13 protein-coding genes are annotated in these 13,175 nt (G+C 72.0%); 12 read left to right on the top strand and 1 reads right to left on the bottom strand.

Annotation, left to right across the window (positions count from 1 at the left end; translation table 11 throughout):
• The first annotated feature begins 31 nt into the window (after positions 1 to 31).
• From uvrC to ACYVJE_RS16080, 12 genes are all read left to right on the top strand, one after another.
• Positions 32 to 2,137: an excinuclease ABC subunit UvrC gene (gene uvrC, locus ACYVJE_RS16135; protein ID WP_461145110.1), complete on the top strand. Its 2,106-nt coding sequence runs from the start codon at positions 32 to 34 to the stop codon at positions 2,135 to 2,137.
• Between the two features lie 27 nt (positions 2,138 to 2,164).
• On the top strand, positions 2,165 to 3,040 hold the full coding sequence (gene rapZ, locus ACYVJE_RS16130; RefSeq protein WP_461145109.1) for an RNase adapter RapZ: 876 nt from the start codon (positions 2,165 to 2,167) through the stop codon (positions 3,038 to 3,040).
• Entirely contained in the window at positions 3,037 to 4,041 is a 1,005-nt protein-coding gene (locus tag ACYVJE_RS16125) for a gluconeogenesis factor YvcK family protein (protein ID WP_459156486.1), read from the top strand. The genes rapZ and ACYVJE_RS16125 overlap by 4 nt, the downstream gene beginning before the upstream one ends.
• Positions 4,032 to 5,018 carry a DNA-binding protein WhiA gene (gene whiA, locus ACYVJE_RS16120; protein ID WP_459156485.1) on the top strand — a complete coding sequence of 329 codons (987 nt, stop codon included), beginning with the start codon at positions 4,032 to 4,034 and terminating at the stop codon, positions 5,016 to 5,018. Before ACYVJE_RS16125 ends, whiA begins: the two co-directional genes overlap by 10 nt.
• Before the next feature lie 153 nt (positions 5,019 to 5,171).
• Positions 5,172 to 6,185, top strand: a complete 1,014-nt coding sequence (gene gap / locus ACYVJE_RS16115; RefSeq protein WP_461145108.1) for a type I glyceraldehyde-3-phosphate dehydrogenase — start codon at positions 5,172 to 5,174, stop codon at positions 6,183 to 6,185.
• A 20-nt stretch (positions 6,186 to 6,205) separates the two neighbouring features.
• A complete protein-coding gene (locus ACYVJE_RS16110) occupies positions 6,206 to 7,408 on the top strand; it encodes a phosphoglycerate kinase (protein ID WP_461145107.1) in 1,203 nt (400 codons plus the stop codon).
• A complete protein-coding gene (gene tpiA / locus ACYVJE_RS16105) occupies positions 7,408 to 8,193 on the top strand; it encodes a triose-phosphate isomerase (RefSeq protein ID WP_461145106.1) in 786 nt (261 codons plus the stop codon). Before ACYVJE_RS16110 ends, tpiA begins: the two co-directional genes overlap by 1 nt.
• 241 nt (positions 8,194 to 8,434) lie before the next feature.
• The gene (gene secG / locus ACYVJE_RS16100) at positions 8,435 to 8,671 is read left to right on the top strand and encodes a preprotein translocase subunit SecG (RefSeq protein WP_459156481.1); all 237 of its coding nucleotides are present in this window, start codon (positions 8,435 to 8,437) and stop codon (positions 8,669 to 8,671) included.
• 121 nt (positions 8,672 to 8,792) lie between these two features.
• Entirely contained in the window at positions 8,793 to 9,140 is a 348-nt protein-coding gene (locus tag ACYVJE_RS16095) for an RNA polymerase-binding protein RbpA (RefSeq protein ID WP_459156480.1), read from the top strand.
• A gap of 272 nt (positions 9,141 to 9,412) precedes the next feature.
• Positions 9,413 to 9,892, top strand: a complete 480-nt coding sequence (gene rraA / locus ACYVJE_RS16090) for a ribonuclease E activity regulator RraA (protein ID WP_459156479.1) — start codon at positions 9,413 to 9,415, stop codon at positions 9,890 to 9,892.
• A gap of 44 nt (positions 9,893 to 9,936) precedes the next feature.
• Positions 9,937 to 11,310, top strand: a complete 1,374-nt coding sequence (locus ACYVJE_RS16085) for a TrkH family potassium uptake protein (protein ID WP_461145105.1) — start codon at positions 9,937 to 9,939, stop codon at positions 11,308 to 11,310.
• On the top strand, positions 11,303 to 11,968 hold the full coding sequence (locus ACYVJE_RS16080; RefSeq protein WP_459156477.1) for a potassium channel family protein: 666 nt from the start codon (positions 11,303 to 11,305) through the stop codon (positions 11,966 to 11,968). Before ACYVJE_RS16085 ends, ACYVJE_RS16080 begins: the two co-directional genes overlap by 8 nt.
• A 36-nt stretch (positions 11,969 to 12,004) precedes the next feature.
• On the opposite strand, the gene ACYVJE_RS16075 is transcribed toward ACYVJE_RS16080, so the two are convergent.
• Positions 12,005 to 12,940 (bottom strand): nitrilase-related carbon-nitrogen hydrolase, encoded by a 936-nt coding sequence (locus ACYVJE_RS16075; RefSeq protein WP_461145104.1) that lies wholly within the window; start codon positions 12,938 to 12,940, stop codon positions 12,005 to 12,007.
• Positions 12,941 to 13,175: the final 235 nt, after the last annotated feature.

Raw genomic sequence — 13,175 nt, 5'->3', positions numbered from 1 at the left:
ACGGGGGGAGGGAACCACGTAAGCTGGGGCCGTGGCCGATCCGTCCACCTACCGCCCCGCCCCCGGAACCATCCCGGACCAGCCCGGTGTGTACCGGTTCCACGACGAGTCCGGGCAGGTCATCTACGTCGGCAAGGCGAAGAGCCTGCGCAGCAGGCTGTCGAACTACTTCGCCGACCTGTCGCGGCTGCACCCGCGGACCCAGCGGATGGTCACCACGGCCACCGGCGTGCGGTGGACGGTCGTCAACACCGAGGTCGAGGCGCTGCAACTGGAGTACTCCTGGATCAAGGAGTACGACCCGAAGTTCAACGTCCGCTACCGCGACGACAAGTCCTACCCGGTGCTGGCGGTGACGCTGCACCAGGAGTACCCGCGGCTGCACGTCTACCGGGGGCCGCGGAAGAAGGGCGTGCGCTACTTCGGCCCGTACGCGCACGCGTGGGCGATCCGGGAAACGCTGGACACGCTGCTGCGCGTGTTCCCCGCGCGCACCTGCTCGGACAACGTGTTCCGGCGGCACGCGCAGATGGGCCGGCCCTGCCTGCTCGGCTACATCGGCAAGTGCTCCGCGCCGTGCGTGGGCCGGGTCGACGCCGCGGACCACCGCGCGATCGTCGACGACTTCTGCGACTTCCTCGCCGGGCGCACCGACCAGCTCATGCGCCGCCTGGAACGCACCATGCAGGAGGCCTCCGAGCAGCTGGAGTTCGAGCGGGCCGCGCGGCTGCGCGACGACCTGGAGGCGCTGCGCCGCGCCATGGAGAAGCAGGCGGTGGTGCTCGGCGACGGCACCGACGCCGACGTGGCCGCCTTCGCCGAGGACGAGCTGGCCGCGGCGGTGCAGGTGTTCCACGTGCGCGGCGGCCGGGTGCGCGGGCAGCGCGGCTGGGTCATCGACAAGGTCGAGGACACCGACCTGGCGGGGCTGACCGCGCAGTTCCTCACCCAGTTCTACGGGGAGCAGGCCGCGCTGGCCGACCAGGCCGACGCCGGCGGCAGCCCCGTGCCCAAGCGGATCCTCGTGCCCCAGCTGCCGGAGGACGTGGAGACGATCTCCTCCTGGCTCGGCGAGTTGCGGGGCAGCAAGGTCGCGGTGAGCGTGCCGCAGCGCGGTGACAAGCGCACCCTGCTGGAGACGGTCCAGCGCAACGCCCAGGAGGCCTTCCAGCAGCACAAGCTGCGCCGCGCCGGTGACCTCACCGCGCGCTCGGCCGCGCTGCAGGAGCTGCAGGAGGCGCTCGCCCTGGACAGCGCGCCGCTGCGGATCGAGTGCGTCGACGTCAGCCACGTGCAGGGCAGCGACGTGGTCGCCTCGCTGGTCGTGTTCGAGGACGGCGTGCCGCGCAAGTCCGAGTACCGGCGGTTCTCCGTCCGCGAGGGAGCCGAGGGCGGTGACGTCGCCTCGATCGCCGAGGTGGTGCGGCGCCGGTTCGCCCGCTACCTCGCCGAGACCGGGGGCACGCCGGAGGGCGTGCAGCCCGACGCCACCAGCGAAGCCGCCGAGGTCGGAACGGGGACCGGGGCCGCAGCGGATGCCGACGACCAGCCGGACGCGGGCGACGAGCCGGACGCGGGCGCGGAGACCGCCGGCGGCCAGGAGTCCGGTGCGGGGGCCACCGCGGACGAGGCGGGGACGGCCCCGGGCATCGACCCGGAGACCGGGAAACCGCGCAAGTTCTCCTACCCGCCGAACCTGCTCGTGGTCGACGGTGGTGCACCGCAGGCCAACGCCGCGGCCGACGCGCTGGCCGAGCTCGGGGTGACCGACGTGGCCGTCGTCGGCCTGGCCAAGCGGCTCGAGGAGATCTGGCTGCCGGCCGAGCCGGACCCGGTGGTCCTGCCGCGCACGAGCGAGGCGCTGTACCTGCTGCAGCGCGTGCGGGACGAGGCGCACCGGTTCGCGATCAGCTACCACCGCTCCAAGCGCAGCAAGCGGATGACGGCCTCCGAGCTGGACTCGATCCCGGGGCTGGGCCAGACGCGGCGCGCCGCCCTGCTCAAGCACTTCGGCTCGGTGCGCAAGCTGCGGCAGGCCGGCGTGGACGACATCGCGCAGGTGCCCGGCATCGGGCGGCGCACCGCGGAAACCGTGCGCGCCGCGCTCGCGGGGGAGCAGAATGGTGGCACGGGTTGATCTCGGCGAACACCGAAGGGGGAGGACGTGAGCGAGGAGCAGTCGGGCATCGAGGTCGCGCTGGTCAGCGGCCTGTCCGGCGCCGGCCGCAGCACCGCGGCCAAGTGCCTGGAGGATCTGGGCTGGTTCGTGGTGGACAACCTGCCACCCGAGCTGATCTCGACGATGGTGGAACTGGGGGCGCGGTCGAGCGGGGCGATCACGCGGGTCGCCGTGGTCATGGACGTGCGCAGCCGGGCGTTCACCGAGGACCTCGGCTCGGTGATCAAGGACCTGGACGCGCGGGGCTACAAGCCGCGCGTGGTCTTCCTCGAGGCCACCGACGCGGAGCTGATCCGCCGGTTCGAGCAGGTGCGGCGGGGGCATCCGCTGCAGGGGGAGGGCCGGCTGGCCGACGGGATCGCCGCGGAGCGGTCGCTGCTGTCGAAGCTGCGCGCCGAGGCCGATCTGATGCTGGACACGACGGGGCTGTCGGTGCACCAGCTGCGGTCGAAGATCGAGGACGCCTTCGGCAGCGAGGCGCACACGAGCACGCGGGTGACGGTGCTGTCGTTCGGCTACAAGTACGGGCTGCCGATGGACGCCGATCTGGTGATGGACTGCCGGTTCCTGCCGAACCCGTTCTGGATCCCGGAGCTGCGCGAGCACAACGGTCTCGACGAGGAGGTCAGCAACTACGTGCTGGGGCAGGAGGGAGCTGACGAGTTCCTCACCCGCTACCGGGAGCTGCTGCAGCTGGTCGGCGCCGGGTACCACCGCGAGGGCAAGCGCTACCTCACCCTGGCCATGGGCTGCACCGGTGGCAAGCACCGCAGCGTGGCCCTGGCGGAGGAGCTGGCCCGCCGCCTCGGCGAGGACGGGAGCGTGGTCAAGACCGTGCACCGGGATTTGGGGCGCGAGTGAACGCGGGGGAGGATGCGCACGCGCGAACCGGGGACGCCGCGGCGCCCCGCGTGGTGGCGCTGGGCGGCGGGCACGGCCTGCAGGCCACGCTGTCCGCGTTGCGGAGGATCACGCCGAACGTGACCGCGGTGGTCACCGTGGCCGATGACGGCGGTTCCTCGGGGCGGCTGCGCCAGGAGCTGGGCATGCTCCCGCCGGGTGATCTGCGCAAGGCGCTCGCCGCGCTCTCCGGTGCGGAGGACGCGGAGCGGCTGTGGTCGCAGCTGTTCGAGCACCGCTTCGGCGGCAACGGCGCACTGGCCGGGCACGCGGTCGGCAATCTCGTGCTGGCCGGGCTGCTGGACGTGCTGGGCGACCCGGTGCGGGTGCTCGACCACGCCTGCGCTCTGCTCGGTACCGCGGGGCGGGTGCTGCCGATGTCGCGGAGTCCGCTGGACATGCAGGCGGACGTGGTCGGGCTCGACTCCGATCCGGACGCGGTGCGGTCCATCCGGGGTCAGGTCGCCATCGCGAGTACACCCGGTCGTGTGAAACAGGTGCGATTGTTCGCCGCGGGGGAGGAGGACCCGCGGGGTTGCCCGGAGGCCGTGCAGGCCGTGCGGGAGGCCGATCTCGTGGTCCTCGGGCCCGGCTCGTGGTTCACCAGCGTGCTGCCGCACGTGCTGGTCCCGGAGCTGCGGGAGGCTCTCGTGGCCACGGAGGCGCAGCGGTTCGTCGTCCTCAATCTTGTCCCTCAACCAGGTGAAACGGCGGGTTTCTCGCCCGAGCAGCACCTCGACGTACTCTCGCAGCACGCGCCGCAGCTGCGGGTCGACGCGGTGTTGGCCGACGCCGCCTCCGTGCCGACTCCGGGACGCCTCCGCGCTGCGGCGGATGATCTCGGTGCGCAGACTGTGCTGTGCACCATCGCTTCCGGTGCCGCCCGCGGGCGGCACGACCCGGAGGCGTTGGCGGCGAGTCTGCGAACCGCGCTGGAAAGGAGGATGGACCGGTGGCGATGACCGCAGCGGTCAAAGACGAATTGAGTCGGTTGTCGGTGACCAAGACGTGCTGCCGGCGGGCTGAGGTGTCCTCCCTGCTGCGCTTTTCCGGCGGTCTGCACATCGTTGCCGGACGGGTCGTCGTCGAGGCCGAGCTGGACAGCGGATCCACGGCGCGTCGGCTGCGCAAGGAGATCCACGACCTGTTCGGGCAGCACTCCGACGTGCACGTGATCACCTCGGGCGGCCTGCGCAAGGGCACCCGGTACGTGGTGCGCGTCGTCTCCGGAGGGGAGAGCCTGGCGCGGCAGACCGGCCTGCTCGATCCGCGCGGTCGACCGGTCCGCGGACTGCCGGCCCACGTCGTCTCCGGCGGCGAGTGCGACGCCGAGGCCGCCTGGCGGGGTGCGTTCCTCGCGCACGGCTCGCTGACCGAACCGGGGCGGTCCTCCTCGCTCGAGGTGACCTGCCCCGGGCCGGAAGCGGCCCTGGCGCTCGTCGGCGCGGCCCGGCGGCTCGGCGTGCAGGCCAAGTCGCGGGAGGTGCGCGGCGCCGACCGCGTCGTCGTCCGCGACGGGGACACCATCGGCGCGCTGCTCACCCGGATCGGGGCGCACACCAGCGTGCTCGCCTGGGAGGAGCGGCGGATGCGCCGCGAGGTGCGGGCCACGGCCAACCGCCTGGCCAACTTCGACGACGCCAACCTCCGCCGGTCCGCGCGGGCGGCCGTGGCCGCGGCCGCCCGGGTGGAGCGCGCGATGGAGCTGCTCGGCGGCACCGCCCCGGAGCACCTGCTGGTGGCGGGCCGGCTGCGGCTGTCGAACCGGCAGGCCTCCCTCGAGGAACTGGGCCAGCTCGCCGATCCGCCGATGACCAAGGACGCCGTCGCCGGGCGGATCCGGCGGCTGCTGGCCATGGCGGACAAGCGCGCCCGCGAGCTCGGCCTGCCCGACACCGAGTCCGCGGTGACCCAGGAGATGCTCGAGGCCGAGGTCTGACCCGCCAGGTGGGGCGCTGACGTGCGGCGGGAGGCCGGTCGGCGCTGCGCGCACCGCCGGGTGCGCCCATCCGGGGGACAGATAGGGTGGAACCGAGACCAGCAACCTCACCCACCGCCGCGGCGGCTGGGTCAGTCACGAGGAGAGATCAGCGTGACCACTCGCGTAGGGATCAACGGCTTCGGTCGCATCGGTCGGAACTTCTGGCGCGCCGCGCTCGCCAGCAACCAGGACATCGAAGTCGTGGCCGCCAACGACCTCGGCGACGTCGCGACCATGGCGCACCTGCTGAAGTACGACAGCGTCCTCGGGCGCGTCGACGAGGAGGTCAAGGTCACCGACGAGGGCATCGAGGTGGGCGGCAAGCTCATCAAGATCCTCGCGGAGAAGGACCCGGGCAAGCTGCCGTGGGGGGACCTGGGCGTGGACGTGGTCGTCGAGTCGACCGGTCTGTTCACCCAGGCCGAGCAGGCGCGCAAGCACGTCGACGAGGGCGGCGCGCGCAAGGTCCTGATCTCGGCTCCGGCCAAGGGCGAGGACCTCACCGTGGTGCTGGGCGTCAACGACGACCAGTACGACGGTTCGCAGACCGTCCTGTCCAACGCCTCGTGCACCACCAACTGCCTGGCGCCGATGGCCAAGGTGCTCAACGACTCCTTCGGCATCGAGCAGGGCCTGATGACCACGGTGCACGCCTACACCGCCGACCAGAACCTCCAGGACGGCCCGCACAAGGACCTGCGCCGCGCGCGTGCCGCCGCGGTCAACGTGGTGCCGACCTCCACCGGTGCGGCCAAGGCCATCGGCCTGGTCCTGCCGGAGCTCAACGGCAAGCTCGACGGCTACGCGATGCGCGTGCCGGTGCCGACCGGTTCGGTCACCGACCTGACCGCCACGATCTCGGCCAGCGGCGTCACCGAGGAGGACGTGAACGAGGCGTTCCGCGAGGCCGCTGCCGCCGGCAGGCTGCAGGGCGTGCTGCGCTACAGCGAGGACCCGATCGTCTCCACCGACATCGTCACCGACCCGCACTCCACGATCTACGACGCGCCGCTGACCAAGGTCATCGGCAACCAGGTCAAGATCGTCGGTTGGTACGACAACGAGTGGGGCTACTCCAACCGCCTGGTGGACATCACCGCGCTGGTCGGCAAGAAGATCTCCTGAGTCGGAACCCGGAGCGGATCGTGAAGAACCTGGACGATCTGCTGTCCGCGGGTGTTGCGGGTCGGCGCGTGCTCGTGCGCGCCGACCTCAACGTCCCGCTGGACGGCGAGACGATCACCGACGACGGCCGGGTGCAGGCGGTGCTGCCGACGCTGCGGAAGCTGCAGCAGGCCGGCGCGCGCACGGTCGTCACCGCCCACCTGGGGCGGCCCAAGGGCGAGCCGGACCCGCAGTTCTCGCTGCGCCCGGTGGCCCGGCGCCTGGGTGAGCTGCTGGACACCACCGTGGACCTGGCCGGCGACGTCGTCGGCGAGTCCGCGCAGGACCGGGTGCGGGCGCTGGCCGACGGCGGCGTCGTGCTGCTGGAGAACGTGCGTTTCGACCCGCGGGAGACCAGCGAGGACGACGCCGAGCGGGCCGCGCTGGCCGACGAGCTGGCGGCGCTGGTCGGTTCCGAGGCGGCCTTCGTCTCCGACGGTTTCGGCGTGGTGCACCGCAAGCAGGCCTCCGTCTACGACGTGGCCAAGCTGCTGCCCGCCTACGGCGGCGGTCTCGTTCTGTCCGAAGTGGACGTGCTGCGCACGCTGACCGGTGATCCGCAGCGGCCGTACGCGGTCGTGCTCGGCGGTTCGAAGGTCTCCGACAAGCTCGGCGTGATCCAGGCGCTGCTGCCCAAGGTGGACGAGCTGCTCATCACCGGCGGCATGGCCTACACGTTCCTGGCCGCGCAGGGCTACGAGGTCGGCCAGTCGCTGGTGCAGCAGGAGCAGCTGGAGAGCACCCGCGAGCTGCTGCGCGAGCACGGCGACAAGCTCATGCTGCCGGTCGACGTCGTCGTCGCCGACCGGTTCGCCGCCGACGCGGCCACGCGGACCGTGGCCGTGGACGAGATCCCGGCCGACTGGATGGGCCTGGACATCGGCCCGGACAGCCGCCAGCGCTTCGCCGAGGTCATCGGCGGTGCCCGCACCGTGTTCTGGAACGGGCCCGCGGGCGTGTTCGAGTTCGCCGCCTTCGCCGAGGGCACCCGCGCCATCGCGCAGTCCGTCGTGGACTCCTCGGCGTTCAGCGTCGTCGGCGGCGGCGACTCGGCGGCGGCGGTGCGCCAGCTCGGCCTGCCCGAGGACGGCTTCTCGCACATCTCCACCGGAGGCGGAGCTTCCCTGGAGTTCCTGGAAGGCAAGACGCTGCCCGGCGTGGCGGTGCTGGAAGGCGGTGAGTGATGAGCCGGCTGCCGCTGATCGCGGGCAACTGGAAGATGAACCTCAACCACCTCGAGGCCATCGCCCTGGTGCAGAAGCTCGCCTTCGCCCTGCCGGAGAAGTACTTCTCCAAGGTCGAGGTGGCCGTGCTGCCGCCGTTCACCGACATCCGCAGCGTGCAGACGCTCGTCGACGGCGACAAGCTGCTGGTCAAGTACGGCGCGCAGGACGTCTCCCGGCACGACTCCGGTGCCTACACCGGTGAGGTCTCCGGGAGCATGCTGGCCAAGCTGGGCTGCAGCTACGTCGTGGTCGGCCACTCCGAGCGCCGCGAGCAGCACGCCGAGACCGACGAGGTCGTCAACCGCAAGGTGCGGGCGGCGTTGAAGAACGGGATCACGCCGATCACGTGCGTCGGCGAGGCGCTGGACGTGCGCGAGTCCGGCGAGCACGTCGCCCACTGCACCGGCCAGCTCATCGAGGGGCTCAAGGGCCTCCGGGCCGAGCAGGTGCGCGGGAGCGTGATCGCCTACGAGCCGGTGTGGGCCATCGGTACCGGCAAGGTCGCCACCTCCGAGGACGCCCAGGAGGTCTGCGGGGCGCTGCGGCGGGCGCTGACCGACAAGTACGGCCCGGAGGTGGCCGAGGAGGTCCGCATCCTCTACGGCGGCTCGGTGAAGTCGAGCAACATCGGCGAGCTGCTCGGCCAGCAGGACATCGACGGCGCGCTCGTCGGGGGCGCGAGCCTCAACGGCGACGAGTTCGCCAAGATGAGCGCGATGGCCGCGGGCGGCCCGCTGCCGTGACCGCACTGCGGTGGACCTCCCGGGGGCGCCGCGAGGACGTTGGCGGGGCGCCGGTCGCGAGTCCGCTCGCGCCGGCGCCCGCGTCCTCGGCGGGTGCCCGTGCGCACCGGCGCGGGTGGTGCCTCGTTACCCTGGCGCCGTACCGCACCGCGCGTGGGGTCGTCCGCGAGCGACCGGGTGATCACCTGCGGTGGGCTCCCCGGTACGCTGTGTTGCGAACCGCTGTACGAACGAGGACGAGATGACTCTTATTCTGCAGATCGCGCTGCTCGCGCTGAGCGTGCTGCTCGTGTTGCTGGTGCTGTTGCACAAGGCCAAGGGCGGCGGACTGTCCTCGCTGTTCGGCGGCGGTATGCAATCCAACCTGGCCGGTTCCAGCGTGGCGGAGAAGAACCTCGACCGCTTCACGCTGTTCGTCATCGCGTTGTGGGTGATCTGCATCATCGGGACCGGCCTGCTGATCAAGATGGGCGGCTAGGACGAGCGCTCGCGAACCGCGATCGGGGCGGTCCGCACGGCGGCTGCGGCGGCGCCGGTGCGCAGCGGAGACCGACCGCGCCGAGCACGCGTTCGCAAGTCACACGGTGGGGTGAACAGAGATGACTGGCGGCGAGGCCATTCGCGGGGTGCGGGTCGGTTCCGGGCCGAACGTGAGCGAGGCGGAGCGCGGTGAGTCCGCGCCGCGGCAGCGCGTGGACTACTGGTGCGCCAACGGGCACCGGGTCCGCCCGTCCTTCGCCGCGGACGTCGCGCCGCCGGCGGAGTGGGAGTGCTCGCGCTGCGGCCAGCCCGCGGGCCGCGACCGCGCGGATCCGCCGGAGGGCCGGCGCACCGAGCCGTACAAGAGCCACCTCGCCTACGTGCAGGAACGCCGCACCGACGCGGACGGCGAGGCCCTGCTGGGCGAGGCGCTGAACCGGCTGCGCGCCCGCCGCGGCGAGGCGTGACTCCCCCGCGACGAGCCCCGAACGCCCCGGCGCCCCGCCCGCACCTCCCGGGGCGGCGACGTTCCCGGGAAGGCCCCGGGAGTCCGGGCAGGGAGCGGTGCGCGGCCGGGCCCGGCCGCTCCTCCGGTGAGCGCGGGGCGCGGCCGCGTGGTCGCGGACGGTGTGGCCTACGTCTAGGCCGGAGGTCAGCGCTGCGCCCACCGGGTTAGGCTCGCCGCCTCGAACAGCGCTCCGGCATCCGGTCGGGCGCCTCGCACGCGGAGGTGAGAGCCATGATCCCTGCCACGACGGACCTCGCGGACCGCGACGGCGAATCGGTCCGCAGCTGCGATGTGCAGTTCCGCGACTGCGGCGGCGTCGTGCACTTCTCCGGGACGATCCGCACGGTCCGCTGCTACCAGGACAACGGCCTGGTCAAGAAGATCCTCGCCGAACCGGGTGAGGGTGCGGTGCTCGTCATCGACGGTGCGGGGTCGCTGCACACCGCGCTGATGGGTGATCTCATCGCCGAGTCCGGTCGCGCGCAGGGCTGGAGCGGGGTGCTCATCAACGGCGCGGTGCGCGACGCCGCCGTGCTCGCCGACATGCAGTTCGGCGTGAAGGCCCTCGGCACGAACCCCCGCAAGAGCTCCAAGACCGGCGAGGGGGAGCGCGACGTCCCGGTCGAGCTCGGCGGGGTGCGCTTCGTCCCGGGCGAGCACGTCGTCTGCGACCGCGACGGCGTGGTGGTCACGGCCGACCTCGCGTTCTGATCACCGCGGGGCGGGAGTACGCTGCGCGGGTGCTTTCCGGAGGCATGGCGTCACCGAACACGCCTCAGGTCACGGCGCAACGCTCGGGGGCGGCGGCACTGCTGCGGCGGCCGCCGGTCCTCGTCGTACTCGGATTCGCCCTGATGATCGCCATCGGCACGGGAGTGCTCATGCTCCCGATGATGACCGAGACGGGCGAGGTCGACTTCGTCACCGCGCTGTTCACCGCCACCTCGGCCGTGTGCATCACCGGCCTGATCGTGGTGGACACGCCGAGCTACTGGTCCACCGCCGGAGAGGTCGTCCTGCTCGTGCTGTTCCAGATCGGCGGCGTGGGCATCATGACGCTGGCCTCGCTGCTGAGCGTGGCGGTGTTCCGCCGCTTCGGCCTGCGCATGCGGCTGAGCGCGCAGACCGAGACCAAGACGCTGGGGCTCGGCGAGGTGCGCGGGGTGGTGTGGCGCATCCTCGTGCTCGCGGTGACGATCGAGACGATCACGGCGGTGTTCCTGGTCATCCGCCTGCACGCGACCTACGGGCGGGACCTGCCGAGCGCGCTGTACGAGGGGATCTTCCACGCCGTCTCGGCGTTCAACCACGCCGGGTTCGCCCTGTACTCCGACAGCCTGTCCGGCTTCGTCGGCGATGCGTGGGTGTGCCTGCCGGTGATCTTCGCCGTCATCGCCGGCGGGCTCGGCTTCCCGGTGTGGCTGGAGCTGTTCCACCGGTTCAGCACGCCCCGGCAGTGGAGCCTGCACACCAAGATCACCCTGCTGGCCACGGGCGTGCTCTTCGCCGTCGGCATCATCGCCGTCATGGCCGGGGAGTGGACCAACGAGTCGACGCTCGGACCGCTGCCCTGGCCGGAGAAGCTGCTGGCGGCGACCTTCGCCGGCGTCATGCCCCGCACCGCGGGGTTGAACACGGTGCCGGTGGAGGACATGCACGCGGTGACCCTGCTCGTGCAGGACGTGCTCATGTTCATCGGCGGCGGCAGCGCGGGCACCGCCGGCGGCATCAAGGTCACCACGTTCGCGCTGCTGGCGTTCGTCATCTTCGCCGAGATCCGCGGGGAGCCCAGCGTGCACGTGATGGGGCGTAGGATTCCCGAAGGGGTGCAGCGGCAGGCACTGACCATCGTGCTCATCGGCGTGGCCGCTGTCGTCGTGTCCACGATCGTCCTGCTCGCCATCACTCCGTTCCGGCTGGACCGGGTGCTGTTCGAGTCGATCTCAGCGTTCGCCACCGTGGGGCTGTCCACGGGGATCACCGGGGAGCTGCCCTCGGCGGGGCAGGTCCTGCTGGTGGTGCTGATGTTCGTCGGGCGGCTCGGTCCGATCACGCTGGCGTCGGCGCTGGCCCTGCGGGAGCGCACGCGCCGCTACGAACGACCCGAGGAGCGACCCATCGTTGGCTAGACGAGGCACGGAGAACCAGATCGTCGTCATCGGCCTGGGCCGGTTCGGCAGCTCGCTGGCCTCCGAACTCATCCAGGGCGGGGCCGAGGTCATGGGCATCGACAGCCGCCCCACCGTGGTCCAGCGGCACGCCGACTCGTTCACGCACACGGCCGTCGCCGACACCACGGACCGGGAGAGCCTGCGCCAGCTCGGCGTGCACCAGTTCCGGCGCGCCGTCGTGGCCATCGGCACCAGCTTGGAGGCCAGCATCCTCACGACCTCGCTGCTGGTCGACTTCGGCATCCCGAACATCTGGGCCAAGGCGACGAGCCGCCAGCACGGCCGGATCCTGGAGCGGGTCGGCGTGCACTACGTGGTCCTGCCCGAGCACGACATGGGCGAACGCGTGGCGCACCTGGTCACCGGCCGGATGCTCGACTACATCGAGATCGAGCACGACTACGCGCTGGCGAAGACCCTGGCCCCGGTGGAGGCGGTGGGGCGCTCGCTCGGCGAGACCCAGCTGCGGCACAAGTACGGCGTCACCGTGGTGGGGATCAAGACGCGGGGGCGCGAGTTCACCTACGCGACGGCCGCGACCGTGGTGCAGGAGGGCGATGTGCTCATCGTCGCCGGCAACACGCGGGCCGTGGAGCACTTCTCCGACATCACCTAGCAAGACCCCCGGGGTGTGCCCCCGCCGTCCCCCGGGCTACCCGTCCCGCTCGGTGCGCACGGGGCGGCGCGCGGAGGTGTCGACGTCGAGCTGGAAGACGTCGGGGCGGGCGTAGTGGCCCGCGACGTCGAAGTCGTACTTGCCCTCCGCGATCTGCCCGAGGTCGAGACGTGCGTGCAGCACCGCCTCCTCGTCGAGGGACGGTCCGGCGAGGACCTCCCCGAGCGGCGAGACGATGACCGAGTTGCCGCGGCACAGGACTTCCTCGGAGGACCCCTGCAGCGGGTAGTCCGCCGGGTAGTCGCCGCGGCGGGCGAACTGGTTGGCCGACAGCACGAAGCACCGTCCCTCGGCAGCCACGTGCCGCATGCCGGCGACCCAGGTCTCCCGGGCGTCGGCGGTCGGCGCGCAGTACAGCTGCACGCCCTCGGAGTACATGTGCATCCGCAGCAGCGGCATGTAGTTCTCCCAGCAGATCACCGTGCCGAGGCGGCCGAGCGGGGTCTGCACCACCGGCATCGTCGAGCCGTCCCCGAAGCCCCACACGAGCCGTTCGGCCGCGGTGGGCATGAGCTTGCGGTGCTTGCCGAGCAGTTCGCCGGAGGGGGCGAACATCAGCGCGGTGCAGTAGAGCGTGCCCCCGTCCCGCTCGATCACGCCGATGACCAGGTGCGCGCTGTGCGTCCGAGCGATCTCGCCCAGCCGCTCGCAGGTCGGGCCGGGCACGTCCACGCTGGACTCCCAGTAGCGCCGGTACCAGCGGCGCCCCTCGGGAGTGCGCTCACCGACGCTGGCGCCGAACGTGAGGCCGCGCGGGTAGGCGGACACGAAGGCTTCCGGGAACACCACGAGCTCGGCTCCACCGGCGGTGGCGCGCTGCAGCAACCCCTCGGCCTTGTCCAGGGTCGCACCGGGGTCGAAGGCCACCGGTGCCGCCTGCACGACCGCCGCATCGACCGTTCGCTCGTTCACATCCGCCTCCTGGGGTGCGTCTGATCGCCGGGGGAACGGTCGCACAGCAACGCGCCCGGCACCACGCCTCGGCGCGAACGGGTCCGGCGCGAACGGGGAGCATCGCCAACACCGCAGGACTCCGCCGCGGAGGGCGGGGAGCACGTCAGCGCGGCACGAGAACGGGGCGTGCCCGCGCGGCAGCACCGCGCGGGCACGCCCCGTTCAGCACGCGAGGCCGGTGCCCCGGAGAGCC

The sequence above is a fragment of the Salinifilum aidingensis genome, assembly GCF_054782015.1.
Note: the sequence above shows the minus strand (reverse complement) of the source record. Positions and strands in the feature narration are given on the sequence as shown.

Bases quoted from the DNA above. Each gene is read 5' to 3' on its own strand.
- ACYVJE_RS16085 (WP_461145105.1), top strand. From the start codon at position 9,937: ATGGCGTCACCGAACACGCCTCAGGTCACGGCGCAACGCTCGGGGGCG.
- secG (WP_459156481.1), top strand. From the start codon at position 8,435: ATGACTCTTATTCTGCAGATCGCGCTGCTCGCGCTGAGCGTGCTGCTC.
- rraA (WP_459156479.1), top strand. From the start codon at position 9,413: ATGATCCCTGCCACGACGGACCTCGCGGACCGCGACGGCGAATCGGTC.
- tpiA (WP_461145106.1), top strand. From the start codon at position 7,408: ATGAGCCGGCTGCCGCTGATCGCGGGCAACTGGAAGATGAACCTCAAC.
- ACYVJE_RS16095 (WP_459156480.1), top strand. From the start codon at position 8,793: ATGACTGGCGGCGAGGCCATTCGCGGGGTGCGGGTCGGTTCCGGGCCG.